Source organism: Hyalangium sp. (assembly GCF_045802625.1).
Taxonomy (GTDB): Bacteria; Myxococcota; Myxococcia; order Myxococcales; family Myxococcaceae; genus Hyalangium.
Map to the genome: position 1 here is coordinate 36,868 of NZ_JBJMQP010000059.1, position 25,347 is coordinate 62,214.

22 protein-coding genes and 1 tRNA gene are annotated in these 25,347 nt (G+C 68.5%); 9 read left to right on the forward strand and 14 right to left on the reverse strand.

Going from position 1 to position 25,347, the window contains the following annotated elements:
- The first annotated feature begins 1 nt into the window (after position 1).
- Both brxL and ACJ8AT_RS12545 read left to right on the forward strand, forming a co-directional pair.
- Complete coding sequence (gene brxL / locus ACJ8AT_RS12540) at positions 2–2,041, forward strand: protease Lon-related BREX system protein BrxL (protein ID WP_407737938.1); 2,040 nt, start codon at positions 2–4, stop codon at positions 2,039–2,041.
- Positions 2,042–2,131: 90 nt separating this feature from the next.
- Positions 2,132–3,028, forward strand: a complete 897-nt coding sequence (locus ACJ8AT_RS12545) for a hypothetical protein (RefSeq protein WP_407737939.1) — start codon at positions 2,132–2,134, stop codon at positions 3,026–3,028.
- 279 nt (positions 3,029–3,307) lie between these two features.
- Here ACJ8AT_RS12545 and ACJ8AT_RS12550 read toward each other — a convergent pair.
- Positions 3,308–3,380, reverse strand: a tRNA-Asn gene (locus ACJ8AT_RS12550).
- A gap of 79 nt (positions 3,381–3,459) precedes the next feature.
- Between ACJ8AT_RS12550 and ACJ8AT_RS12555 the strand changes: the two genes are divergently transcribed.
- The 6 genes from ACJ8AT_RS12555 to ACJ8AT_RS12580 all read left to right on the forward strand — a co-directional run bounded on the left by ACJ8AT_RS12555 (position 3,460) and on the right by ACJ8AT_RS12580 (position 9,735).
- Positions 3,460–4,707, forward strand: coding sequence for an RsmB/NOP family class I SAM-dependent RNA methyltransferase (locus ACJ8AT_RS12555; RefSeq protein ID WP_407737941.1), 1,248 nt, complete (start codon positions 3,460–3,462; stop codon positions 4,705–4,707).
- Positions 4,708–4,787: 80 nt separating this feature from the next.
- Positions 4,788–5,699, forward strand: coding sequence for an LD-carboxypeptidase (locus ACJ8AT_RS12560; RefSeq protein ID WP_407737985.1), 912 nt, complete (start codon positions 4,788–4,790; stop codon positions 5,697–5,699).
- A complete protein-coding gene (locus ACJ8AT_RS12565; protein WP_407737942.1) occupies positions 5,696–6,856 on the forward strand; it encodes a serine hydrolase domain-containing protein in 1,161 nt (386 codons plus the stop codon). Before ACJ8AT_RS12560 ends, ACJ8AT_RS12565 begins: the two co-directional genes overlap by 4 nt.
- 12 nt (positions 6,857–6,868) lie before the next feature.
- A complete protein-coding gene (gene mpl, locus ACJ8AT_RS12570) occupies positions 6,869–8,335 on the forward strand; it encodes a UDP-N-acetylmuramate:L-alanyl-gamma-D-glutamyl-meso-diaminopimelate ligase (RefSeq protein WP_407737943.1) in 1,467 nt (488 codons plus the stop codon).
- A 3-nt stretch (positions 8,336–8,338) separates the two neighbouring features.
- Complete coding sequence (locus ACJ8AT_RS12575; protein WP_407737944.1) at positions 8,339–8,914, forward strand: TlpA family protein disulfide reductase; 576 nt, start codon at positions 8,339–8,341, stop codon at positions 8,912–8,914.
- Between the two features lie 17 nt (positions 8,915–8,931).
- Positions 8,932–9,735, forward strand: coding sequence for an inositol monophosphatase family protein (locus ACJ8AT_RS12580; RefSeq protein WP_407737945.1), 804 nt, complete (start codon positions 8,932–8,934; stop codon positions 9,733–9,735).
- Positions 9,736–9,766: 31 nt separating this feature from the next.
- Here ACJ8AT_RS12580 and ACJ8AT_RS12585 read toward each other — a convergent pair whose 3' ends face one another.
- The 12 genes from ACJ8AT_RS12585 to ACJ8AT_RS12640 all read right to left on the reverse strand — a co-directional run bounded on the left by ACJ8AT_RS12585 (position 9,767) and on the right by ACJ8AT_RS12640 (position 24,569).
- Positions 9,767–10,378 carry a polysaccharide biosynthesis/export family protein gene (locus ACJ8AT_RS12585; protein ID WP_407737986.1) on the reverse strand — a complete coding sequence of 204 codons (612 nt, stop codon included), beginning with the start codon at positions 10,376–10,378 and terminating at the stop codon, positions 9,767–9,769.
- Between the two features lie 12 nt (positions 10,379–10,390).
- Positions 10,391–11,662 carry a hypothetical protein gene (locus tag ACJ8AT_RS12590; RefSeq protein WP_407737946.1) on the reverse strand — a complete coding sequence of 424 codons (1,272 nt, stop codon included), beginning with the start codon at positions 11,660–11,662 and terminating at the stop codon, positions 10,391–10,393.
- A gap of 147 nt (positions 11,663–11,809) precedes the next feature.
- Positions 11,810–12,379: a hypothetical protein gene (locus tag ACJ8AT_RS12595; protein ID WP_407737947.1), complete on the reverse strand. Its 570-nt coding sequence runs from the start codon at positions 12,377–12,379 to the stop codon at positions 11,810–11,812.
- Positions 12,380–12,487: 108 nt separating this feature from the next.
- Positions 12,488–13,837 (reverse strand): AgmX/PglI C-terminal domain-containing protein, encoded by a 1,350-nt coding sequence (locus ACJ8AT_RS12600; RefSeq protein ID WP_407737948.1) that lies wholly within the window; start codon positions 13,835–13,837, stop codon positions 12,488–12,490.
- A gap of 24 nt (positions 13,838–13,861) precedes the next feature.
- Positions 13,862–14,095: a hypothetical protein gene (locus ACJ8AT_RS12605; RefSeq protein ID WP_407737949.1), complete on the reverse strand. Its 234-nt coding sequence runs from the start codon at positions 14,093–14,095 to the stop codon at positions 13,862–13,864.
- An 8-nt stretch (positions 14,096–14,103) separates the two neighbouring features.
- Positions 14,104–15,555 (reverse strand): tetratricopeptide repeat protein, encoded by a 1,452-nt coding sequence (locus ACJ8AT_RS12610; protein ID WP_407737951.1) that lies wholly within the window; start codon positions 15,553–15,555, stop codon positions 14,104–14,106.
- Positions 15,552–19,043 (reverse strand): tetratricopeptide repeat protein, encoded by a 3,492-nt coding sequence (locus tag ACJ8AT_RS12615; RefSeq protein ID WP_407737952.1) that lies wholly within the window; start codon positions 19,041–19,043, stop codon positions 15,552–15,554. The genes ACJ8AT_RS12610 and ACJ8AT_RS12615 overlap by 4 nt, the downstream gene beginning before the upstream one ends.
- 3 nt (positions 19,044–19,046) lie before the next feature.
- Entirely contained in the window at positions 19,047–21,431 is a 2,385-nt protein-coding gene (locus tag ACJ8AT_RS12620; RefSeq protein ID WP_407737953.1) for a tetratricopeptide repeat protein, read from the reverse strand.
- A gap of 11 nt (positions 21,432–21,442) precedes the next feature.
- The gene (locus ACJ8AT_RS12625; RefSeq protein ID WP_407737954.1) at positions 21,443–22,213 is read right to left on the reverse strand and encodes a dihydrolipoamide acetyltransferase; all 771 of its coding nucleotides are present in this window, start codon (positions 22,211–22,213) and stop codon (positions 21,443–21,445) included.
- Between the two features lie 95 nt (positions 22,214–22,308).
- Positions 22,309–22,896 carry a gliding-motility regulator Ras-like GTPase MglA gene (gene mglA, locus ACJ8AT_RS12630; RefSeq protein WP_407737955.1) on the reverse strand — a complete coding sequence of 196 codons (588 nt, stop codon included), beginning with the start codon at positions 22,894–22,896 and terminating at the stop codon, positions 22,309–22,311.
- A gap of 11 nt (positions 22,897–22,907) precedes the next feature.
- A complete protein-coding gene (gene mglB / locus ACJ8AT_RS12635) occupies positions 22,908–23,387 on the reverse strand; it encodes a gliding-motility regulator GTPase-activating protein MglB (RefSeq protein ID WP_407737956.1) in 480 nt (159 codons plus the stop codon).
- A 180-nt stretch (positions 23,388–23,567) separates the two neighbouring features.
- Positions 23,568–24,569 (reverse strand): hypothetical protein, encoded by a 1,002-nt coding sequence (locus ACJ8AT_RS12640; protein ID WP_407737958.1) that lies wholly within the window; start codon positions 24,567–24,569, stop codon positions 23,568–23,570.
- Positions 24,570–24,717: 148 nt separating this feature from the next.
- Here ACJ8AT_RS12640 and ACJ8AT_RS12645 point away from each other — a divergent pair, with 148 nt between their 5' ends.
- Positions 24,718–25,065, forward strand: a complete 348-nt coding sequence (locus tag ACJ8AT_RS12645; RefSeq protein WP_407737959.1) for a hypothetical protein — start codon at positions 24,718–24,720, stop codon at positions 25,063–25,065.
- Positions 25,066–25,092: 27 nt separating this feature from the next.
- Here ACJ8AT_RS12645 and ACJ8AT_RS12650 read toward each other — a convergent pair whose 3' ends face one another.
- Positions 25,093–25,260: a hypothetical protein gene (locus tag ACJ8AT_RS12650; RefSeq protein ID WP_407737960.1), complete on the reverse strand. Its 168-nt coding sequence runs from the start codon at positions 25,258–25,260 to the stop codon at positions 25,093–25,095.
- Between the last annotated feature and the right edge of the window lie 87 nt (positions 25,261–25,347).

Consider the following 25,347-nt stretch of genomic DNA (forward strand, 5'->3'; position numbering starts at 1 on the left):
CATGAGCAACGGAGCAAACCCGACACGAGATGCGCTTGACGACAAGGTCAACCGCCTGTTTGCCGGGAAGGTGGTGCGCAAGGATCTCGTCCGAAAGGTGAAGGTCGGCGCCAACGTGCCGGTCTTCGTCCTCGAGTTCCTCCTCGGGAAGTATTGCGCGTCGAGCGACGAAGTCGCGATCCAGATGGGACTCCAGGTCGTCAACGACACACTCGCGAACAACTACATCCGCTCCGACGAGTCGATGAAGGCGCAGGCGATGGTGAAGGACCGCGGACGCCACACCTTTATCGACAAGGTGAAGGTGCGCCTCGTCGACTCGGACTACTGGGCCGAGGTCACGAACTTCGGCCACAAGAACGTCCACGTGCCCGAGCACTACGTGCGCGACTACGAGCGCCTCGTCATGGGCGGCGTCTGGGCGCAGGTCGACATGCGCTTCGAGTACGACGAGGAGTCGAAGGGCAGGAACCCGTTCTGGATCGACAAGCTCACGCCCATCCAGATCGCGACCTTCGACCTCGAGGAGTACCGCCGCGTTCGGCGGGAGATCACGACCGATGAGTGGCTCGATCTCATGATGCGCAGCATGGGCTACGAGCCCAGCGAGATGTCGCGGCGACTGAAGCTGCTCTTCCTTGTGCGCCTCATCCCGCTCGCGGAGCGGAACTACAACCTCGTCGAGCTCGGGCCGCGCGGTACGGGCAAGAGCTACGTTGTCCAGGAGGTCTCTCCGTACTCCGCGCTGCTCACCGGCGGCACCACCGTCGCCAATCTCTTCGGACACATGAACGGCCGCCAGAAGGGCATGGTGCAGATCTGGGACGTCGTCGGATTCGACGAGGTCGCCGACCTCCAGAAGATGCCGAAGGAGGTCATCACCACAATGAAGACCTACTGCGAGTCGGGCACCTTCCAGCGCGGGCAGGAGGCAGTCTCGGGCGACGCGAGCATCGCGATGTTCGGCAACACCAACCAGCCCGTCGACGTGCTGGTGCAGACTGGCCATCTCTTCGCGCCGATGCCCGACATCATCCGTGACGACATGGCCTTCATCGACCGCATGCACTTCTACCTCCCGGGTTGGGAGATCCCGAAGATGCGGAACGAGATGTTCACGAGCCACTACGGCTTCGTCGTGGACTACCTCGCCGAGGCGCTCCGCGAGATGCGGAAGCACAACTTCACCGAGATCATCGACCGCCACTTCTCGCTCGGCGCCCACCTCAACGCCCGCGACCGCAAGGCGGTGCGCAAGACCGTCTCGGGCCTGATGAAGATCCTCTTCCCGCACGGCGAGGTCACGCAGGAGGAGCTCGGCGAGCTCCTCGAGCTGGCCATCGAAGGCCGCCGCCGCGTGAAGGAACAGCTTAAGAAGATGGGGTCCTTCGAGTACTACCACACGTCCTTCAGCTACACGCTGCAGGACACCGGCGAGGAGAAGTTCGTCGGCGTGCCCGAGCAAGGCGGCCGCGACCTCATCTCCACCGATCCGCTGGCCCCTGGCACCGTCTACAGCGCGGGTGTCACCTCCGACGGCACCGTCGGTCTCTACCGCGTCGAGGTCTCCGTCTCGACCGGCACGGGCAAGTTGAAGCTTGCGGGCGGCGTGTCGGGTGCGATGAAGGAGTCCGTCCAGCGCGCCTTCAGCTTTCTGCAGACGAAGAAGTCGGAGCTGGGCATCGCACGCGACCTCGACGTCTCCGATCTCCATGTCGAGGTCATCGACCTACTCGCCAACCGCGTCGAGGCCGAGCTCGGCGTCGCCCTCTTCGTCGCCGCCTACTCGGCGCTGCGCAAGGCGCCCGTGAGCCCCGCGCTCCTCATCCTCGGGGACATGAGCGTCCAAGGGAACATCAAGCCCTTGCGCTCGCTTACCGAGCCACTCCAGGTTGCGAAGGACAACGGCGCGAAGCGCGCCCTCATCCCCATCGAGAACAAGCGGAACTTCCTCGACGTAAGCGCCGACATCATGGAGCATGTCGACCCGATCTTCTTTGGCGACGCTAAGACCGCCGCTATGAAGGTCCTGGGGAGCTGAGTCGTGGAGGAGGCTCTCCGAGGCGCCGTGCGATGGTACCTCGGGCGCCACGAGGAATGGGCAGCCCCATTCTACTGCGACCCCGCGCGTGTGGGCGCCTTCGCGGTCGCGCCTGACGAGCTCGCGGCCGGCACCGACGCAGCCATCTTCCGCCTCTTCGTCACGCTCTCGATGTACCAGGCGTTGCGCGACGTCGTGATCATGCGCCAGCAGCGGTCGTTACCGCGCGCGTCGATGCGGATCGTCGCCGACGTGGCCTTCGTGAAGCGAGCCACCACGCGCCACGCGTGCCCGACGCTTGGCTCCGTCGAAGCGTTCGAGAAGGGCTGCGACGTGACGAAGACGGGCGAGAGTGTGGATTGCGAGACCTGCCCTGGCGCCCCTTGCCATGTGAAGGACGCCACCGTCGTCTTCAACCGCATGGGCGACATGGGCAAGCTCCCGATCTCTGCATGGCTCCGGTTCTGGAAGGGCGGCGGAGTGAACGTGCTACTGGAGCGCGTGTGCCAGGTGGAGTCGTCACCCACAGAGCGGGCCGCGCTCCTCGTCGAGCACTTCGCCAGCATCCACCGGGTCGGGAGGAAACTCGCGACGATGTTCGTGAGCGCGCTCTCGACGCCGGCGCTCGCTTCAGGGCTCACGCCGTGGTTCCCGACCGTCGACGGCAACGAGCTGGTCGTGGTCGACACGAACGTCGCACGCGCGGCCGACGCGCTTCAGGATCCGAGCGCGCCCCGGACCTACGACGCGCGCGAGCGGTGGGTGCGCGAGCAGGCCGCGAAGATCGACCTCCGCGAGTTCCGAGCCGACCTGCCACGTTACTCGCCGAGGTTCGTGCAGCAGGCGCTCTACGCGTTCTGCTCGAAGTCGAACCGTGTGGCTCAAGGGGACGCCTGCGCCGCGCGCACAACGCCGTGCTGGGGCTGCGCGCCTGCGCTGTGCCCCTTCGCGGCATCGATGGAGAGCGCGGATGCCGTGGCCGGTTAAACGTCAGCGGCTCCGTTCCGCCCAAAGGCCCGCCGCCGTTAAATGCTCTGGCTTCTCTCTCCCCGCTGGCCAGTGGAGAGAGCGCTAGGGCTGCTGACGGACGCGCTTCGCGGGCTGGACGGATTCTCTACGCCTGGGTTGTCCCTGCACGTCCTACGAGAGAGGAGGGCGAAAACCCTCGGAACTCTTTGGCAAAAAGCCAGCGGCCCCGAGGATTGCTCCTCAGGGCCGCTGTCGAAAAAACCAGAGGCCTGCGTGCTCGCGTGCTGGCCCAAGTAGCTCCCCGACGTGGACTCGAACCACGGACATGGTGATTAACAGTCACCCGCTCTACCAGCTGAGCTATCGGGGAATATGTCCGCCGCCGCGACCGGGGTCGCTGCGACGGGGACGATTTCTAGAGAACGGAGCCTCACCTGTCAACAGATCGATTGGATCCGCTCGCTCGCCTACGCTCCCAGCCCTGGTCCGCCCTCGCTGGACTCACCCTCGTCGCCACCTCCGCCCTGGCCCTCGTCCTGGCCGGCACCCCCGCCGAGCGGGTCCTGGATCGCACCCTGCGTGATCATCGCTCCCTCTCCCGGGAGCAGCGCCAGGCCCTCAAGGAGGCCCTCTTCAACGTCGGCCTCTGGCGCCGCCGGCTCGGCTACCTGCTGGGTCAGCCAGCCGCTCCCGCCTCGCTCCTTCTCTATGCCTTCCTCCATGGCCTCGCGGGCCTCCCCCAGGCCGAGGCTGCCGCTCTGGCCGGGGTGGAGGCTCCTCCCTCGCTGCTCACCGGTCAGCCCCCGTCGCTCGCCCTTCGAGCCTCCCTCCCGGATTGGCTCGCCGACCACTTCTCCCGCGAGTGGGGCCCCGAGGCCGAGGACTTCTGTGCCTACCTCAATGTCCCAGCTCCCATCACGCTGCGAGTGAACTCCCTGCGGACCTCGCGTGAGGCGCTCGCCCAGCGGCTGCGCTCCGAGGGCGTGGAAACCCGGCCCGGCTCCTGGAGCCCGCTCGCCCTCCAGGTGGAGGGGCCTCGGCCCAACCTCTATGGCCTCCCGTCCCTCCAGCAGGGCCTCTTCGAGGTCCAGGACGAGGGCAGCCAGCTCCTCGGCCTGCTCGTGGAGGCCCGGGCCCGCGAGGCCGTGCTCGATCTCTGTGCCGGCGCCGGGGGCAAGACGCTCCTGCTCGGCGCGGCCATGGAGAACCAGGGCCGGCTCCTCGCTTATGACTCGGACGCCGAGCGGCTCGACCGGCTCATGCAGCGGTGCTCCCGCGCGGGGCTCTCGAATGTCCACGTGCTCCGCTCGCCTCCCTCGGGGCTAGCCGTGGACCGCGTCCTCGTGGATGCCCCGTGCTCCGAGCTGGGCTCCCTGCGCCGCGGGCCGGACCTCCGCTTCCTCAAGGCTCCTTCCGTCCTCTCCGAGTTCGTCCCCCTCCAGCGCGAGCTGCTTGCCCGAGCGGCGGACCTGGTTCGCCCGGGCGGGCGCCTCGTCTACGCCACGTGCACCGTGAACCGCGCCGAGAACCAGGAGCTCGTCGCTGGCTTCCTCCGAGAGCGGCCGGACTACCAGCTCGTGACTCCCGGGGCGGGGTGGCTCCGTCCCGAGTGTCTCCAGGAAGGGTTCTTCCTTTGCGCCCCCCACCGGCAGGGGACTGATGCCTTCTTCGCGGCGGTGCTCGAACGCTCGGGGTAGGAGAGGCGCGGGGAGGAGGGTTTTAGACGCTTGCTCCCATGGCTCCTCCGAAGTCCCGTCCCCCCTCCGCGCTCGGTGCTATGAAGGCGCCCGTGCGCTGGCAGAAGCCGCTCCTCCTCCGTCCCCGGGACTCCGTCCACGTCGTCGCCCCCGCTGGCCCCTTCGATCGGCCCGGGTTCGAGGCGGGCCTCGCCCTCATCGCGCAGCGGTACTCGCCCCAGTACGGCCCCGATCTCTTCGAGGCTTGGCGCTACCTCGCCGGAGATGACCGCCGCCGCCGTGAGGAGCTCTCCCGGGCCCTGCTGGACTCGCGCGCTCGCGCCATCTTCTGCGCTCGCGGGGGCTACGGGAGCATGCGGCTCCTGCCGGAGTTGCCGCTCGCGGACATGGCCTCCACCCTGCTCGTGGGCTTCTCGGACATCACCGCGCTCCACCTCGCGCTCCAGGCTCGCGGCCGGGTCTCCATTCATGGCCCTGTGCTCACCCAGTTCGGCAAGCAGCCCGCGGATGTCCAGGAGCGCCTCTTCCGCCTCCTCGAGTCCCCCGAGCCGCCCGCCCCGCTCACCGGCTCCGCCACCTACGTCCCCGGCGTCGCCGAGGGCCCGCTGATGGGCGGCAACCTGTCCCTCGTCACCCGATTGCTCGGCACTCCGTACATGCCCTCGCTGGAGGGCGCCGTGCTCCTGCTCGAGGACATCGGCGAGCGCCCCTACCGCCTGGACCGCATGTGGACCCACCTGCGGCTCGCGGGCGTCTTCGAGCGCGTGCGCGGCATCGTCCTCGGCGACTTCACCGACTGCGACGAGAAGAACGCTCCGTACACCAGCGCGGAGGTGCTCCGCTCGCTGGCGGAGGAGACCCGGCTGCCCTGCGCCGCGGGCTTCCCCATCGGCCACGGCACCCTGAACTACCCGGTTCCGCTCGGCACCTCCGTGCGCCTGGAGGCCGGCGACGCACGCCTCACCTTCCTCGAAGGAGCGGTGCGCGAATGAGCACGGCTCCCGTGGCTCATCTCCAGGCGGTGCTCGACGAGGCGGTGGGCTTTGGCCTCTTCCCGGCCGCCCAGGCCGTGGTGCTCCACCGAGGCATCCAGGTGTTCGGCGGCGTGGCGGGCGCGGCCACCGGAGACATGCGGTTTGATCTCGCCTCGGTGACCAAGGTGCTCTGCACCACCGCGCTCTTCCTGCGCCTGTGGACCGAGGGCAAGGCCGGCCCGGAGACGCAAGTGGCGCGCTTCTTCCCCGGCACTCCGGTGGGCGAGGCCGGCGTCACCGTGGCGGATCTGCTCTACCACCGCTCCGGCCTGCCGCCCTTCGTCCCGTTCTTCGCCCAGGCGCTCACCTCTACTCCGGAGTTGCTCGACCCGGCCTGTCCTCCAGCCACCCGCGCCCGGGTCCGCGAGGCAGTGGTTCAGGCCGCCGCGCGGACGCCGCTGGCCGCTCCGGCGCGCACCCGCACCGCCTACAGCGACGTGGGCTTCATCCTCCTCGGGGAGATCCTCTCCCGCGCCGCTGGCAAGCCCCTGGACTTCCTCTTCAACCAGTACATCGCCGAGCCCCTGGGCCTCGGCGCGCGCTTCCACCGTCTCTCCGAGCTACCCACGGACGGCCCGGTCGCTCCCTCCGGCTCCACGCGCCCTCGCGAGCCCGCTCCCGGCCAGGAGCAGATGTGGGGCGAGCTGCCCACGCGCCCCAGCCCTCCCGGCGAGGTGGATGACGACAACGCCTGGGTCATGGACGGCGTGAGCGGCCATGCGGGCCTCTTCGGCACCGCGGTGGACATGGCTCGCTTCGGTCAGGCCGTGCTGGACGGGTGCGCCGGCAGCCCCGCGATTGCTCCCGGGCCGCTGTGGCACCGGCTGCTCACCGTGGATCCGATCCTCGCGGGCACGCGCTGCATGGGCTTCGACTCGCCCTCGGTGGAGAACTCGAGCGCGGGCCACTTCATCGGCAACACGCCGCCGGGCGCCGTGGGGCACCTGGGCTTCACCGGCACCAGCCTCTGGGTGGACCTGCGCCGCGCGCTCGTGGTGGCGCTGGTCACCAACCGCGTGGCCCACGGCCGCAAGGAACTGCGCATCCGCGACTTCCGCCCCTTCTTCCATGATCTCGTGGTCGAGGTGCTCGGGATCGCCGACCCCAAGAACTGACTCAAAGGAATCATGGCTGACGACAACGGAAACGTCCTGGAGACCATCGAGCCCGGCGCCGCGCGCCGCATCCACCTGGTGGGCGTGGCGGGCACCGGCATGGGCTCGTTCGCGGGCATGCTCAAGGCCGCCGGCTACGAAGTCACCGGCAGCGATGAGAACGTCTACCCGCCCATGAGCGACATGCTCAAGGCGTGGGCCATCCCCGTGCTCACCCCGTACCGCCCCGAGAACCTGGACGCGGCGAAGCCGGACCTCGTCATCATCGGCAACGTCATCCGCCGGGTGAACCCCGAGGCCACCGAGGTGCGCACCCGCCGCATTGCGCAGATGAGCTTCCCGGCGGCGCTCGGCTCGCTGTTCCTCAAGCGCGCCCACTCGGTGGTGGTGGCCGGCACCCACGGCAAGACGACCACCTCCTCGCTGATGGCCCATGTGCTCGTGGAGGCCGGCAAGGATCCATCCTTCCTCGTGGGCGGGGTGACGCAGAACTACTCGGGCAACTACCGCGTGGGCAAAGGCCCGCACTTCGTCGTGGAGGGGGACGAGTACGACACCTCGTACTGGGACAAGGGCTCCAAGTTCCTCCACTACCAGCCGCGCACGGCCATCCTCACCAGCGTGGAGTTCGACCACGCGGACATCTTCAAGGATCTGCCGCACTACGAGTCCACCTTCGAGAAGTTCGTGAAGCTGGTGCCCGCCGACGGCCAGCTCGTCGTCTGCGCGGCGTACCCCAACGCGGTGCGCATCGCCGGGCTCTCGAAGGCCAAGGTGGTGACGTACGTGGGCAAGGAGGGCGCCACGGCGGACTACACGCCGCGCAACATCTCCTTCGGCCCCGAGGGCGCGCGCTTCGAGGTGGTGGAGCGCGGCGCGGTGCTCGGCACGGCGAAGATGCAGCTCTCCGGCGCGCACAACGTGGAGAACGCGCTGAGCGTCATCGCCGCCGCGCGTGGCCTGGGCCTGTCCTTCGAGGAGATCGCCCAGGGGCTGGCCAGCTTCCGCGGGGTGAAGCGGCGCCAGGAGGTGCGCGGCGAGCTGGGCGGCATCCTCGTGGTGGACGACTTCGCCCACCACCCCACGGCGGTGCGAGAGACGATCGCCGCCATCCGCCACCGCTACCCGGAGCGGCGGCTGTGGGCCATCTTCGAGCCGCGCTCCAACACCAGCCGCCGCAACATCCACCAGGAGGACTACGCCCACGCCTTCACCGGCGCCACCCGGGCCAGCCTCAAGGTGCCCGAGCACCACGACAAGGTGCCCCTCAGCGAGGAGCTGGACGTGCCTCGGGTGTGCGAGGCGCTCAAGGCCCAGGGCATCCAGGCGGACTCCTCGACGGAGGTGCCCGCGCTCGTGGAGCGCGTGGCGCGCGAGGCCCAGCGCGGAGACGTGCTGCTGGTGATGAGCAACGGCTCCTTCGGGGGCTTCATCGACAAGCTGCTCGCGGCGCTCAAGGCCCGGGCAGGGGAGGGGTAGTCCATGCGTACGTTCCTCGGGGCGCTCGTGTTTCTGGGGCTGGCTGGCTGCGCGCAGAACCACGAGCTGCCACCGCTCGTCGCGGGAGACAGGGCCGCGCCCATGGCGCCCACGGCGGCCGAGCAGGGTGAGACGCACAGCCCCCTGAGCGGGCCGCTGAGCTTCCAGGTGAAGCGCTACCCGGACGGCGCGGCGTACAACGTGGCCAGCGATCGCGGCAGCGTGGTGCTGCTGGACGTGTGGGCCACGTGGTGCGAGCCGTGCCGGGACGCGCTGCCGCTCTACGAGCAGCTCGCCAAGGAGTACGGCAAGCGCGGCCTCAAGGTGTACGCGATGAACGTGGATGAGGACGAGCGCGCCATCCCCCCCTTCCTGAAGGAGATGAAGGTGGACCTGCCCATCCTCGTGGACGTCAACGCGGCCGTGGCGGAGAAGACGCTGGGGGTGAAGATGATGCCCACCACCTTCATCGTGGACCGGCGGGGCGTGGCGCGCTTCGTCCACGAGGGCTTCGCGGAGGAGTTCCTCCAGAAGTACCAGACGGAGATCGAACAGCTGCTCGCCGAGCGCGCGCAGTGAGCGCAGGAGGAGGGGCCATGCAGCAGGACACACCCGCGGCGCTGCGCCGGACCGCGGAGGAGGCGGCCCGGCTCGCGGGCCGAGTGCTCGCCGAGCGCTTCCACCAGACGCGCACCATCGAGTTCAAGCGCAGCGGGATCGATCTCGTCACCGACGCGGACAAGGCCTCAGAAGAGGTGCTGCTGCGCTTCATCCGAGAGCGCCACCCGGGCCACTCGATCCTGGCCGAGGAGAGCGGGGCCTCGCAGGGCGCGGGCCTGCGCTGGCTGATCGATCCGCTGGATGGCACGACCAACTACGCCCACCACGTGCCGCACTTCAGCATCAGCATCGCGGTGGAGGGCCCGAGCGGAGTGCTGGCCGGGGTGGTCTATGATCCCATCCGCGACGAGCTCTTCTCCACGGCGCGCGGCGAGGGCGCCACGCTCAACGGCCACCCGCTGAAGGCCAGCGGCACCACGGAGCTGGGGCTGGCGCTGCTGTGCACGGGCTTCCCCTACGACGTGCGCGAGAGGCCGGACGGCCCCGTGGGGCTGCTCAACCACTTCATCCGCCACGCGCAGGGCATCCGGCGCTCGGGCAGCGCCGCGCTGGATCTGGCGTACGTGGCGGCGGGGCGCTTCGACGGCTTCTTCGAGTTCCGCCTCAAGCCGTGGGACATCGGCGCGGGCTCGCTGCTGGTGACGGAGGCGGGCGGGGTGATGAGCCAGATCGACGGCACGCCCTTCGACGTGAACCACGGGGACGTGCTGGCGAGCGCGCCGGGCCTGGCCGCGGTGCTTCAGGAGGAGTGCCGCCTGGTCCTCGCGGCCCTCGGTTGAGGGCCGCGGCTCGGGCGGCAAGCTCCCTTCCCTAGAAGAAGCTCTCCGGCACGAAGACGATGTCGCCTGGTTGGAGAAGAAAGTTCTTCTCGCGGCCTACGCCGATGTCCTCCACCGGCACGCGGATCTTCCGCTCCTGCCCGTTCACCAGCCGCGTCACGTGGGTGCTGTTCTGCGCGGCTGTCTTGGTGAAGCCCCCGGCCAGGGTGATGGCCTGGATGATGCTCATCTCCCCGTCGTACGGGAACGTGCCCGGCTTCTGCACCTCGCCGAAGACGAAGATCTTCTTCGAGTTGTACTCGCGAATGAGCACCGACACCTGGGGCCGGCGCAGGTAGCGCGCCAGGCACTCGCGCAACGCGTCCGCCGCCGTGCTCGAGGTGCGGCCCGCCAGCGCCACTTTTCCGCACAGCGGGTAGTCAATGGTCCCCTCGGGGGAGACGCGCCAGACGCCCGAGTGGTCCGGCTCCTGGAAGACGCGCACCTCCACCAGGTCTCCCGGGCCCAGCGTGCTGGCCTGGCCGGCCGCCGCGTGGGCCTCCGCCTCGGAGGGCAGGGGCAGGGCGGGCGCGGGCGCAGCCGAGCGGCACGCGGGAACCACCGCGAGCAGCAGGGCCAGGAGCAGGGCGGGCAGGGAGCGCATCACCAAGGGGGCTCAGTACACCAGCGTCAGCCGAAGATACGCTTCGTGGCGCGTGAAGTTCAGTCCGGCGCCCATCACCGAGGACGAGCGCGTGGTCAGCATGTAGCCTGCCGCGCCCACGAGCCACGGCTTGAACTGGTACTCGGGCCCCAGGTCCAGCAACAGCACCGTGTCGCTGCGAGGCTGGGTCGGATCATAGAAGGTCAGGAAGTCGAGCGCGCTGTACCCATGCAGCACCAGCTTGCCCCCGAGCAGGGCCCGCGCCTCGGCGTAGCCCCGGTTGTCCTGGAACAGCCCATAGGCAGCCACCGGGTTCAGCGTGCGCAGGTAGCCCCCCTTGAAGGTCATGGTGGGGCTGAACAGGTAGTTGCCCTCCAGCTGGGCGATGAGGGTGTTGCCCCCGGAGCTGCCGAAGTTGTAGCCCCAGCCCACCTTGGCGACGACGGAGATCTTCGCGGACACCAGGCCGGCCAGCCCTCCCATGGCGCGCAGCAGCAGGGCGCTGGGGGTCTGGCTGTTGCGCAGGTACTCGCGCAGGTTCAGGTCCGTCTCCAGCACCAGCGCCGTCTTGGGCAGGAAGCGCCAGCGAGCGTCCACCGCGGCGCGCAGGTTGGTGTAGTCGAACGCGTCCACGGCGACGGGATCGCACACCCCCTCGGTGCAGCCCACGGGCACGGCCAGGCCAATGGGCTGGAAGAACTCGAGCCCCCAACCCAGCTGGGGCGTCACCTCGAGCGCGCCGCCGCCGGGCTTGATGGGCACCGAGACCCGCGCCTCGTTGAAGAGCGACAGCACCCCCGCGCCCAGGGAGGGATCGCGCGTCTGATCCGAGCGCGTGAACTCATCCGCCAGGATCAGGCCCACCTGGCCCTCGGGGTTGAAGTGGGCCGTCAGGTTCGCCGCGCCCTCCAGGTGCGAGCCATAGGTGGATTGCTTCGTCAGCAGCCCCGTGTAGCGCACGTACTCCAGCCGCGCCGCGGCGCTGAGGGCCATCTTCGACGAGGGCACCTCCAGCTTGAACCCCGGCCGCAGCCGCAGCACGATCTCGGGCGACAGCGAGGGCGAGATGGCGTTGGGATCCGCCGTGGTGGGCTCCGGGAAGTAGCCCACCGCGGTGTCCAGCCGCGTCTCCACGTCGAAGAAGGGATGCAGCCGCCCATCTCCCACCTTGATGCCGTTGCCACCGGCCGCGACGGGAGGCTGCTGCGCCCACGCCGCGGCGGGCCCCAGCATCGCAAGTACGAGCGCACACAGGGTCCAGCGCTTGTTGCCAGACTGCGTCATGACTCGGACGATCGCGCCGGCATGCCGGCTACCTTTCACTACTTCTGGCTGGGGCCCTGAGAAAGTTCATAGCACGCAGCCTCCGTACGCCCGCAGAAATTTGTCGGATTCTGGGCGTGCCGGATCAGGCCCTTCAGAGGGTAGGAGCTACAGGGTCGGGCTGGCCGGCGGCGGGCGGAGGATCACCTCCGGAGGATCAGGCGGCTGGGTCGGATCACCCCCGGGCAGATCCCTCGGCTCCTCCACCTCGACGGAGAGGTTCTCGTCGGTGCGGAAGGCGAGCTGGCCAATGCACTCCTCGGTCTCCGAGCGCAGCTGAGCCACCTTCTGGTTGGCGATCATCACCTTGGTGTACTCGTGCTCGGCGGAGGTGCTGTCCTTGCGGGTGACGGCCTCCTGGAGCGCCACGTCAGCCGTCTCGGAGATGCGCAGCAGGCCCTTGATCTGCGTGAGCTTCTCGTTGACGCAGTTGAGCTTCACCACGTCCTTGGTGCGGCGGGCCTCCTCGAGCTTCTCCAGCACCTCGCGCAGCACCTCGCGCATGGTGCCCAGCGCCTTGGCGCTGCGCTCGAGCTTGTCCGGATCCTTCACGGTGCTGGGCTTCTCCAGGATGGGCAGGCCCTTGGCGGCCGTGGGGGCCTTGGCCGGGGGCTTCAAATCCTGCGCGCCAGCGAGCCCCGCCACGAGCAGCACTGTCAGCAGTCCGATGAAGCGCATACGACTCACCCTATGTCTCAGGCCCGGAGGGAGGACGGCCTTCGAGCGTAGAAGCAGGGCCGGGGGGTGTCAACGCACGCCCAGGCCCCCGGCGCGGTGTGGCGGAGGCTACCCCGCCGGAGAGAAGACGAAGGGGTAGGCCACGGGCACTTCGTCATCGGGCTTGAAGGGGAACACCCAGCTGCGGATCACCGTGCGGATGCAGCTGCCCACGGCCTCGTTGCCCAGGGTGTTCTCCTCGATGTCGATGTCGCCGGGGCGGCCGGAGGGCTTGATGGAGAAGCGCACCACCACCTTGCCCTTGAGGCTGGGGTTGCGCTTGAGCTCCTTCTCGTAGCAGTTCTGGATGGCCTTCAGGCGCGCCTTGACGTAGCGGGCCAGGGCATCGCGGTCCACGTCCGCGCTCTCCACCTCGGGGGCCGCGTCCTTCACCCGGCCCTCGACGGCCACTTCCTTCTTGGCCCCCAGGTCCACCTTGCCGCCGCCGGTGGTGCCCAGGTCTCCGATGCTGGCCACCTTGCCGCTGCCGCCGCCCTTGGGCCCGTTGGCGCCCAGCACGTCGCTGGTGGCCACGCCCACGCCGCCCGCGCCCGCGAGCGCCTCGGCGATCTCTCCGCCGCCGGTGCTGCCGCCGAGCACGTCCGCGAACGCGCCGCGGGTGCCCGAGCCCGAAGAGCCGAGGATCTTCAGCAGGCCCTTGCCCTGCACCTTCTTGACGACCTCCGCCTTGTGCTCGGCGGCGTCCTTGGGCTTGGAGTCGCCCTTGTCCTCGCTGGTGGGCTTCTTGTCTTCCTTCTTGTCGGGGGTCTCCTCGGCGGCGGCCTGCGGGGCCTCGGCGGCCTTCTCCGGCTCGGGCTGCTTCTGAGGGATCATGGCGGCGACGAACCGGTCGTCGAGCTGATCCAGGGCCACCTCGGGCTCGGGAGGCGGGGCGCTCGCGAAGATGAAGGCGCCCCAGGCGAAGTGGAACAGGAGCGAGACCGCGAGGATGGTGAAGAAGACGCGGTCCATCGTCTTCCAGAAGCCGCCCTGCACGTCGGCGGGCAGCTTCACCTTCTCCGACTCGGGCGGAGGGGTGATGAACTGGAAGAAGAGGGTGATGTCGTTGCCCAGGTCCACCTTGCCGCGAGCGCTCTCCTGCAGGGGCAGGACGTAGTCGGTGCCGCGCTCCTGGGCCAGCCCCTGCTTGCGGATGCGCTCCAGGTCGACGTCCGAGCTGCCCAGGTGCACCCGGCCATGCATCGTGTCGTCGAAGACGAGCTGGTACTGGTTGTTGCGGTTCTCGAAGAGGGCGAACTTCGCCGGCAGGTCCTCCGAGGGGGGCAGGACGATGGTGTTCTTCGCGTCGTGCCCGATGGTGACGTCATCGCGCAGGAGGTGATGCTCCTCGAGGATGCGGTCGCCCTGGATGATGCCGACGCGCAACAGCTTGTTCTGCGAGAGCTGGGGGGAAGCCATGTGGGGTGTTGGACAGCGAAGTCCCTAGAAAGGTTGCTTGTCCACGGTCTGAACCACCTTGGGCACGAAGCTCTCGGGGTGGCTGAGGTCGTCGAAGTTCAGGTTGGACCGTTGGAGGATGTAGAAGGCCTGGGGTTTCTGGATCTTGCCCTCGACGGTGAGGGCATCCAGGCGGATGACCTTCTTCTTCTTGGCGCCCGAGTCCTGCGCGAGCGCGGGCCCGGCGGCGATCAGGATCAGGACGAGAAGGGTTCGCATGGAGGCCTCTACTGGGTGTCGCGGGGGAGCTTACCCGAGGTGGGGCCCGGTGTGGCAGAGGGTGGGGGAGCGGCGGGGGCGGGCGAGGCAGGGGTAGGTGCAGGTGAGGGCGCTTGGTTGGCGGCGGCCTGCTTCTTCTCCTCTTCGGCCTTCTGGGCCTTGCGGAGCTGATCCCGCTTCTCGCGCTCGCGGCGCCGCTCCTCCTTGTCGATGCCCTTCTGGGCATCCTTGAGGTACTGCTCGATCCGGTCGTCCTTGCCGCCCTTGCCCTTGTACTGCTCGAAGAAGGCGATGGCCGTCTTGAAGCGCTCGAGGGTGTCCAGGCCCTCGGGCTCCAGGTCCAGATAGAGGATGGCGAGGTTGAAGTAGGAGTCCACCCCAGAGGGATTGAGCTGCAGCACCCGCTCGTACTCGGCCTTGGCGCGGGCGAAGTCTCCGAGCCCCCGGTAGGCATTGCCCAGGTTGAGCCGGGCCGAGGCGAAGTCCGGCGCGGACCGGACGGCGGCCTCCAGCTCCGTGACGGCGGCCGGGTAGTCCTCGGTCTCGTTGAGCAGGGCACCGTAGTTGTTGCGCGCCTCGGCGAAGTCCGGGCGGAGCTCGGCGGCCTGCTTGAAGCTCTCCAGCGCCTGGGGCTTCGACTTGAGCGCGAGCTGCACCAGCCCCAGGGCGTTGTGGGTGGCCGCGTCCTGTGCGTCGACGGCGCGAGCGTTCTCCAGCACCAGGCGGGCCAGCTCGTACTTCTTCTCGTGGTAGTAGACCTGGGCCAGCACCTGCATGGCCTTCACGTAGCGCTCGTCCACCTTGAGCGCGCGCTTGGCCTCGTTGGAGGCGGACTCCAGCTTGTTCTGTTGCAGCAGCGCGAAGGCGAGCGCGGTGCGCATGCCCACCGCGTCCGGCTGGGACTCCAGCTTCTGGCGCAGCTCGGCCTCGATCTTCGTGGCGCGGTGGGTGCGGCAGTAGAGCCGGGTGAGGAAGTCCCAGGCGGACTCCTGATCCGGTTTGATCTCCAGCGCCTTGCGGTAGGCCTTCTCGGCGTCGTCCGGCTTGCCCTGGCGCTCGCGGATGACGCCCAGGTTCGCCCAGGCGTAGTCCAGCTTGGGGTTGCTCTCCACCAGCGCTTCGAGCCCCTTGGCCGCGATCTCCAGCTCGCCGTGCCGGGCGATCTCCACCGCCCGCTCGAAGTCCGCGCGGGGGCCCGTTGCAGGAGGCGGTGCGGGCTTCTTGGTCTCGGTCGAAGCCGTGGGCTCCGTCTTCGCCGCTGGAGCTCCACCGGAGGTTGCGGGCTTGGAGGCCGCGGAGGCTTCTGGAGCGGGCGCGCTCGCGGAGGGGGCGCTCGCGGCGGAGGTACCAGCGGCCGGAGCGCCTTTGTCCGCGGGCGCGGGCACCGGCTTGGGCGCGGAGGAGCAAGCAGCTCCCAGCAGCAGGGCGAAGCCCGCGAGTCTCAGGCGGCGCGTGCTCACTTCTCACCTCCACCGGTGAGCTTCTGTGGCGGCGGCTCGGCGGGGCGCTCGGGGCCGAAGAGGCCACCCACCAGGCCATCGGGATAAGCCGAGTCGGAGGAGATGGCCTGCTTGGGCTCCTTGAGCACCGGGTACTCCTTGGGGCGGAAACGGTTGAGCGCCTCGAGGGTGCGATGCGTCCACTCGTTGGAGATATGGAGCTTGCGCGCCTCCTGGAGCGTGCCCGAGTAGCTCTCCACGGCCGCGTCCTCCAGCGTCGCCGTCTGCTGCGAGAGCAGATCCTGGTAGGCGACCACGGCCTCCTCGCCCAGGCGCTTCACGTCCGGAGGGACGGGCGTCTCGATGATGGTGTTGGCGAAGCGCTCCAGGGTGTAGCCCTTGCGGTAGAAGGCGGCCAGCGACCACTCGGCGCGCTTGTATGCGAGCACCTTGCCGTAGGCCTCGTTGACGGTCTTCACCGAGGCGCGCTTGGCCGTGAAGCTGTGCTCCAGCGCCTTGCCCTTGCCGCCGATCTTCAGCTTGTCGAACTTCTCGAACTCCAGCTCGGCCAACTGGAAGCGGCTGTAGGCGGCGGCGTCCGCGGCGAGCTGCGAGCTCTCCGGCTTCAGCTTGCGGCGATCGAACTCGGAGGCGGCCTCCTCCCACGCGCGCTCGGCCTCCTTGGCGTTGCCCAGCTTCTTGTGCGCGTCGCCAATGCGGCGCTTGGCGTCCACCACGAGCTCCGACTGCGCGGGCACCTTGGCGAACTTGTTCACGAACGCGTTGAGCGCGCGGATCTGCCCCTTCCAGTCCTCCTGCTTCTCGTAGATGAGGGCGGCGCGGAACTGGTACTTGGGCGCATCCTCCGACTTGGGGAACAGGTCCACGTAGCGCTGGAAGGCGGCGGCGGCCTCGGGGTAGCGCTGCTGGCCCTCCAGCAAGCGGGCGGCGTTGAAGAGCGCGGCCTCGCGGTCCTTGGAGGCGGGGTAGTCCTTCACCAGCTTCTGGTAGCTGACGACGGCCTTGTCGAAGTCGTACGAGTTCTCCGCGTTCACCGCCACGCGGAAGAGCGCCGCGTCGGCCAGGGTGGAGGTGGGGTACTCGCGATAGATGCGCTCGTAGAGCTTGAGCGCCGAGTCGAACCGCAGGGTCTTCTCGTTGCAGATGGCCGCGTTGTTGAGGGCCTTGTCGGCGAACTCGTGGCGAGGCGCCTCATCCACCAGCTCGATGAACTTCTTGGAGGCCTCGTCGTACTTGCCCTGGTCCATGAGCTGCTGGGCCAGGTTGAAGCGGCCGCCCAGCTTGAACTTCACGAGGTTCTTGTAGAGATCGCTCGAAGGGTCGATGACCTCTTTGTTGGAGGCGAGCCTTCCGGCGACGTCCTCGACGCTGCGCCAGTCCTTGTCGATGAGGAAGCTCTCGACGATGAGGTTGGTGGAGAACTGGGCCACCTCGTTCTTCGGGTAGCTCTTGACGATCTGCTCGAAGCGGCGGCGCGCCTCGGGGAAGTCGTTGTGCGAGTAGAACAGCTCCGCGGCCTTGTAGGCGATGCCGGGGCTCTTCTCGTCCTTGGGCAGCAGGGCCACATATGCGTCCGAGGCCGCGACGAGCCGTGTCTCGGACTCGGCCAGGGCAATGGGCTGGACCACCTCGCCCGCGAGGCGCTCGGCGGAGCGCAGCGGCTTGTACTCCTTCACCGTGCCCGCCTTGAGCTCGCCCGCGAGCTGCTGCTGCCACGAGAGCACCGCGCTGTGGGCCGCCTCGGTGCGGTACTTGTCGTCCAGGCGCGAGTCGCGCACCTCCTCGTAGTTCTTCGCCGCCAGCGCGAACTGGAACGAGAAGTAGAGGCACTCGGCGTAATAGAACCGCATCTCGTAGCTGCTCTTGGTGCGCGGGAAGCGCTCCAGATAGGCGCCGTAGGCGCGTGCGGCCACCTGGAAGACCGCGGCGGCCTGATCGTACTTGCCCTCCTGCTTGAAGGTCTTCGCCTGCTGGTGGTGGTAGATCGCGGCGCGGTAGAGGCTCTTCTCGGCCAGATCATCCGCGGCGGCCAGCGCGTCCGGCTCGTTCCGGTGCTCCTTGTACCAGGCGGAGCCCGGCGCGTAGGCGGTGGCCAGCCGCTCGGCCTCGGCGTAGGACTCGTCCATCTTCCGGTCGCGCTCGTAGGCCTGGACGATCTTCTGCTGGAGCTGCGGCGCGTCCGGAGCCAGCGGATCCTTCTTCAGCACGAGCTGATACGCGGCGATGGCGTTGGGGTGGTTGGTCTGGTCGAACCAGATGTTGCCCAGGCGCCGGTAGATGTCGGCCTCGTAAGCGGGATGGCCTCGCAGCTCGAGGAGCTTCTGTGCCTTGTCCAACCCGCCCCAGTTCTCATCCGCCAGGGAGACGGCCACGTACTGGAGGGCCTCCTCGCGGAGATCTCCACCACCGGACTCATCACCCTGGGCCTTCTTCTGGGCCTCGTAGAAGTCCGCGAGCGTGAGGAAGCTGTCCACCGCCTTGTCGAAGTTATCCTGGCGGTAGTAGGTCCACCCCAGCTTGTAGAGCGCCTTGTCGTAGAGCGGGTGGGTCTTGTCCTGGGTGGCGGCCTCGTAGGCCTCGGCGGCCCTCGTCAGCGCGTTCGGGTCGCTGTACGAGTCGAACCAGTACTCGCCGATGCGCACCCAGGCCTCGGTGGCGAAGCGGCTCTTGGGATAGCGGGCGATGAGCTCCTCGTACGTGCCCCGGCTCTCGTCGAACTCGTTCTGTTTCTCCTGGCAGTAGCCGAGCAGGTACATGACGGCGTCGTTGAGCTTGTAGCCCTCGAAGTCGCGCAGGAGCCGCCGGTAGAGGGCGATGGACGGGCCGAAGTTCACCTCCGGCTCGGGCGGGGCCTCGGCGCCCTCGGGCAGCGACTTGAGCTTCTCCTCGTGCTCGCGCATGGCGGCGAGCTGCTCGTCGCTGGAGCGCTCGTAGTAGAGCTCGGCCAGACGGAACATCACGTCCGGCGCGTAGCGCGGCTCCGTCGGGTAGCGGCGCAGGAACTCCTCGAAGCGGGCGATGGCGTCCAGCCGCTCCTTGCGCTCCTTGATCTCCTGCTCGCCGATGAGCTTCTCGTACGAGGCGGCCAGGCCGTTGCGCTTCTCCTCGTACTTGCGCTCCACCAGCCGCTGCACCTCGCGGCGGAACTCGCGCGACTCCTCCTCGTACTCCTGGAGGGCGCTGCTGATCTCGCGCAGCATCGCCTCTTCCTCGGGCGTGCGGCCCAGGTTCTCCAGGTACTGGCTCTGAGGAGGCGCGGCCGGGGCGGCGGCGGCAGGCGGCGGGGCGCTCTCGCTCGTTGTGGCGGCGGGCGCGGCGCTTGCGCTCTCCGAGGGCTGAGGGCTGGGGGCCTTCCCGGTGCTCGGCTTGGCGCTGCTGGCAGGCTTGGCGCTGCTGCTGGGCTTCTGGGTGACAGGCTTCGCGCCCGCGGGCCGAGCACCGGCGGCCAGGGACGTCAGCACCAGCAGCATGAGCAGGAGGCGGCGCATGGGTTACTCGGCGTCCTTGAGGACTTCCTTGAAGTCCTTCTCCAGGGCGCGCAGCTCCTGATCCTTCTGGGCGGACAGCTTCTGGATCTCCGACGTCTTGTCCTGCTTGCGGGTGAAGGCCACGTCCACCAGGCCCACGTCCCCCTTGAGGACCAGGTCGTAGAACTGCTGGCGCACGCGGCGGAAGCTGTCGTAGGCGATGCGGCCCACCAGGTTGCGGGCGTTGCCAGCCACGGCGGCCACCTCCGTGTCGTACTGGCCAAGCAGGAGCTGCTCGGCCTGGACCTTGTCGCGGATGACGCGGCCGCGGCGCTCGAGCTGGGCCCGCAGCGTGGACTTGGCCGTCGTCACCCGGGTGCGCAGCCCCTCCGTGCGCTCGCGCACCGCCTGGATGCGCTCCATCAGCCGGCCTACGTCCTCGGGCAGCCGCCCCGCGAAGGAGGCCACCAGCAGGTGCTCGCGCTGCAGCACCTCGAAGAACTGGTGGCGGATCTGCTCCTCACCGGCCACGGCGGTGGCCACGGCGTTGCGCTCGTCCGCCAGCCGGGTGCGGGTGCGCCCCAGCTCCGCCTGGAGCTCCTCCAGCGTGTCCGACTCCGCCTGGAGCTGGCCGAGGAACTGCACCTCCTCCTCGGGAGGCGTGTTGCGCTCGGCGTGGGTGTCATCCACCCACTTGCGCACGGCGGTGGCCACGGCGCGCAGGCTCTGCAGCTCGTAGCCCAGCCGGAAGGCCTCGCGGTCCAGCTCATCCACGCGGGCCTGCATGCGCTCGCGGCGCTCCTCCACCTCGCGCTGGGTGGTGGGCAGCAGGGCGAAGCGCTGGGACAGGGACTCGCGCTCCTTGCGCACGGCCTCCAGCTTCGCGCGCTCCTCGGAGGTGAGGTGCTCCAGCACCGCCGAGGACTCCAGCGCCACCAGCACCTGCTCCACGCGGGTGAGGCCGCTCTCCACCGCGTCCGCGCGGGTGTAGCCCTCCTGCAGCTCGGGGAACGTCTCCAGCCCGCGCTCGTCCAGCGCCTGGAGGATGCGCGTGGCCAGCTCCTGCGCCTCGCCCACGCCCTTGCGGCCGCTGTCGAGGTCGCCGATGAGGTTCACCGCGGTGGACACCTCCTCCTGCGTCTTCGCGTAGCGCAGCGCCACCGGCGGCAGCACCGTGGTCAGGTCCAGCGTCTTCTCGTTGCGGGACAGGAGGTTGTCGAAGTAGGCCACCGGGTCCTGGTTCCGGGTGAACAGCTCGTCGAGCTTGTCTCGCACCGGCCCATACGTATCGATGACGCCCTGGTACGACTGCGTGGCCTCTTCGTACTGCTGCAGCTTGAGCAGCAGGTGTCCCTGGAGCAGCTGTGCATCGGGCGCCAGCGACGACTCCGGATCCACCAGCAGCAGGAGATCAATGGCGTTCTTGGCGAGCTCGAAGTCGCCCTTCTTCACGTAGGCCCAGGAGATCTCGTAGAGCGAGTCCGTGTACGACTCGCTGGAGCGGGAGATCTCCTGGTAGCGATCCAGCGCCTCGTCCAGGTTGCCCGTCTCGTAGAGCAACCGGCCCAGGGAGAGGTTGGCCAGCTCGCGGATGCGGAGCTCCTCCGGCTCGTTGGCGGGCAGGGCGGCCAGCTCCTTGAAGCGCTGGATGGCGTCCTTGTAGTCCCCGGCCTGCACGGACAGCACGCCCAGGTGGTAGGCGCTCTGCAGGCGGATCATGCGGATGTTGTCGTGCGTCAGCGGCTCGAAGGCGGCGCGGGCGCGGGCGATGCGCTCCTCGCTCTTCAGGTCCGTGCGCTTGAAGAGCCACTTGGCCCAGACGTACGCGAGCTCGGGCGGCAGCTGTCCACCGGAGGCCTTCCGGGCCTGATCGATGTACTCGTCGATGCCGTCGAACTGGTTGAGCCGGCTGGCCACGGACAGGTAGCGCGAGAGCACGTCCTTGTACCGGTCCGTCGGCGGCCGCGAGAGCAGCTCGCGCAGGTACAGCCGCGCGCCGATGTAGTTCTGCTGCTGCAGCAGCGAGTCAGACAGGTAGAAGAGGGCGTCCGGGTAGCGCGGGTTGGCGTGGAACTTCGGATCGCTCACCAAGTCGTAGAAGAGGACCGAGGCGGCGGTCCAGTCGCCCAGCAGGTACTGGATCTCTCCGTCCGAGAAGCGCCGGTTCTTGGCCTCCTCGTCGCTCGGCTCGGCGCGCAGGGTGAACTGCGTCTCGACGAAGCGGATGTTCTCGTCGGCGCTCTGGAGCTGCTTGTCCACCTGCTCCAGCTGGTGGTTGGCGTCCCCGGTGAACTTCACGGGCTCGGCCTTGCGCTCGGCCTTGGGCTCGGCGGCCGCGGCGGGGCGCGCGGCGAGCACCAGCGCGATCACCGCCGAGAGGGCCAGGGCACGGGGACGAGACGCGTTCACCGGAGCGGCTCCTACTTCGTCTCGGTGGAGGCGGGGGCGGCGGGCGTGGTCCCCTTCTCGCCGGGCTTGGCGGGGACGGCGTCTCGCGACACCTCGATGTCGTAGCGCACCGCGGGGCGCTCCTTGAGGTCCGTGGTCAGCCCGCCCTTCTCGAAGCCCACCACGTGCACGGTGGTGACCTTGGTGGCCTCCGCGTTGAAGGTGTAGCTGGACTGCACCTTGAACTTGTAGCCCTCCAGGTAGCTGAACACGCCGTAGCCGTTGCCGCGGTACACCAGCCGCACGGCGACCTGGTGCTGTCCGGGGACGATGCGGCCGTTGAAGATCTCGAACTCCTCGCGCTTGTCGAGGTCCCCGTCCTCGTTCACCTTGGTGTAGATGGGAGCGCCGTCCAGCGCGTACGCCACCGACTCCAGGACGAACGAGTTGCCCATCTCGTTCTTGTGGAAGAGCACCGCGCGAGCGCCGGTGGACAGGTCTCCTCCGAGCACCGTCTCCTGCAGCAGCAGCAGCCGCGCCTTGGAGCGGTAGATCTTCTCCTTCAGATCGACGACTTGCTCCTCCAGCGTCTTCACGCGGGTGTTGAAGGCCTCATCCGCCGTCTGCGGGCCGGGAGGCACCGGAGAGATCGGCCGCCCCGAAGAAGAAGGAGGAGCCGGGCTCGCCGCGGCCGGGGGAGCGCTCGTGGGAGGCGTGGCCGAGGGCTCCTCGGCGAGTGCCGGCACGCACAGGCCGGCGCCCAGCAGCGCGAGGAGACGAAGGGTGGAGGAAGCGGAAGACACGAGCGACCTCGAGCGGAGCCGGCCGGACCGGACAGGTCATACCACCCTTCTCCCCCGGGCGTCGCAGGGGGGAGGGCCGGTCGCCTGCCCGCTGATCAGCCGCCCTTGCGCAGCTCGGTGAGCACCAGCTTGGCCACGGCCTTGAGCGTGTCGAACACGCCTACTCCCGTAGGAGCAACCGCCGGGTACTCGGGGATGTTGCGCGGGTTGAGCGCCTTGCGGATCTCTTCCACCGTCACCGCGTTGGGCAGGTCCCGCTTGTTGTACTGCATCACGTACGGGATCTTGTTCAAGTCGTAGCCCTGCTCGGCCAGGTTGATGCGCAGGTTCTCCAGCGACTCCATGTTCGCTTCCATGCGCTCGATCTGGCTGTCGGCCACGAACACCACGCCGTCCACGCCCTTGAGGATCAGCTTGCGGCTGGCGTCGTAGAAGACCTGGCCCGGCACCGTGTACAGGTGGAAGCGCGTCTTGAAGCCGCGGATCTCACCCAGCGACAGCGGGAGGAAGTCGAAGAAGAGCGTGCGGTCCGTCTCCGTGGACAGCGAGATCAGCTTGCCCTTCGTGTCGGCCGCCGTCTTGTTGTAGATGTACTGCAGGTTCGTCGTCTTCCCGCAGAGACCCGGCCCGTAATAGACGATCTTGCAGTTGATCTCGCGGGAGGAGTAGTTGATGAAGGACATGGCTTCCCGGGTTACTCGCTGAAGAGGTTGTCGATATCGTCGTCGGAGATCTCGGCGAACGGCGAGCCGATCCCGGGTGTGTCGGTCTTCTTCACCAGGCTCTCGAAGATCTTGCCCAGCTCGTCGCTGGCCTTCTTGATGCGCAGGCGGACCAGACCGAGGCTGGTGCGGTTGTCGAAGATGACCACCAGCACCACCCTGCTGCCGACGATGGTCATGTAGAGGGAGTCCTTCGCCCCCTCGTGGAACTGATTGGGGAACTCGTTCTCGCCAATCAGCTTGGCCAGGCCGCCCATCGCCGCCACGTTGCCGGCCGTCAGCGAGGCCAGCGAGGTGGTGTCGATGTTCTGGGTCTGCCCCGCCGAGGAGATGAGCTGCCCGTTCTTGTCGACGAGGAACACCACCTTCGCGTTCGCGTCCTTGGTGAGCCGGTCGCAAACGGCGTTGATCTTGGTGAACTCCTCTTCGTACATCACCAATTGCGTGCCCATGGGCGTATCCGCTCCTCTACGCTCCTCAGCGTTCGCTTCCGTCCGCGCTCCGGCGGTCCCCAGGGTTTCCAGAGTGAATCCCGGAGGTTAGATGCGTCGCTCCCAACCGCGGGATGCTTAGCAGACACCACCCGGTCCAGCAAGCTACGTGACCGTTCTTCCTCGGAGATCCATGGTTGCTCATAGGCTACGGACCGCTACATCGCTGATCGTACACCGCGGTCCGCCCGGACGGATCGATGTCCGGTCCTCCAAGAAGATCTGAGGGTTGTTCTCCGGGGCGCGGAAGGTCAAGGCATTCTGCTCGGGCTCCAATCCTACCTTGAGGGGCATGGGGTCGAGGGTGCCAATGCGCACTCGGAAGTCCTGCCCGAACAGGTCCACCGTGGGGGTGGAGGTGAGGTGGTGCCTGCGGTGGCGCCCCTGCGGTGGAGCCGGGGGGCCCTTGCAGGTGCCGGTGGCGTGGAAGGTGTAGGTGGTGCCGGCCTGGATGTTGCGGGTGTGGAAGGTGTGCTGGCCGCCGCTCTTGACGGTGGCGCGAGCGCTCCAGGCCTCGCGGTCCGAGCCGGGCGCGCCACTGTCCGGGGTGTGATGGGCTGCTACCTCCCGGGCCTGGGCGGCCTTCTCTGCGACATCCTGCTCCTCGCGGGTGAGGTTCTCCCGGGCCTGGGACTGGGACTGGAGGGCGGCCTGGTGGCGGGCGAGCAGCTCGCGAGCGGGGGCGCCGTACTCGGGATCGTTCACGAGCGGTTGGGCCAGCTTCACCACCAGGGCGCTCTCGGACTCCTCGTCGGCGAGCTGGGCGCGCAGGAAGCGGGCGCGCAAGGCGCTGTCCGGGTGGGCCTGGAGGGTCTCGTCCAGCAGGTGGGCGGCGGCGGTGCGCTCGTCCATGGCGAGCAGGCTCTCGGCGTGGGCGGTGCGCACGCCATAGTCCTCGGGAGCGAGCGCCAGGGCGCGCTGGGTGAGGGCGAAGGCGAGCACGCGATCCTGCTTCCGGCAGGCAGCGGCTCCCCGGACCAGCAATCGCGCGGCATCGAGGTTGCGCTCGGGGCCGGCTTTCTCTCCGGGGGCGAAGAGCTGCTGGAGCCCTTCGCAGTCCCGGGCCGCGAGCAGCTTCTCGCCGCGCTCCAGGCGGGGATCGCCCGCGGCGGCCAGGAAGCTGATCAAGAGGAAGAGACGCATGGCTCGCCTTTATCCCAAATTTTACGCGGGCTGCGCAGACTTGACAGCGAGCCGCCCGCCGTAAGCGATCCGCGTTGTAGGGTAGGATGCTTCTCATGTAACCTACCAGATAACCCGCCGATAGCGGTGGGAGTTCGTCGGAGAACCCATGACTCTCTCCAAGTGGTACGTGGTGCTCTGGGAGGCCTTGAGGCGCGGACGTCGCAGCAGCTCGGCCCCGGTGGCGCCCGCTGGCGGGGCTGCCGAGCGGCAGGCCGCAGGCACCCCTGCCGAACTTCCGCGCGAGACCTATGGCCGTATCGAGCGGATACTGACCCATGCCAGTCCTGGCGAGAGCCGGGGCAGGCGGCTGTGCCGCTGCGCGGGGTGCGGCGTGGTCAGGCGGTGCACACCGGACTTCGACTTCTACGAGACCTCGCCTCGCTCGCCACTGCTGTGCTTCAACTGTCTGTCGGGGTTGCCCGGGGAGGCGCAGCGCAACGGTTTCCGAGCGTGAGTGGGGGCGGGGCTTGGGGAACCTGCGCTACGTGTCGGCGGCACTTCTCCGTTCTCCGTCGCCGCGATCGCTACGCCGCGCTTCCTGAGGATCGTCTCCACCCACGTCGCTGCCAGGGCCTATCTCCGGCGCCCGGGGCTTGCGCCGCACTCGGCGCAGGTGAGGCGCCGCGAGGTTCACGGCGGGTTGGCTCATGTCACACCTCCTGGTAGGAGGGGACAGGCTACTACAACCCGTGGGGTAGGTACGTGCTGGCCCTGGCCACGCGGACGTTTCACTCCA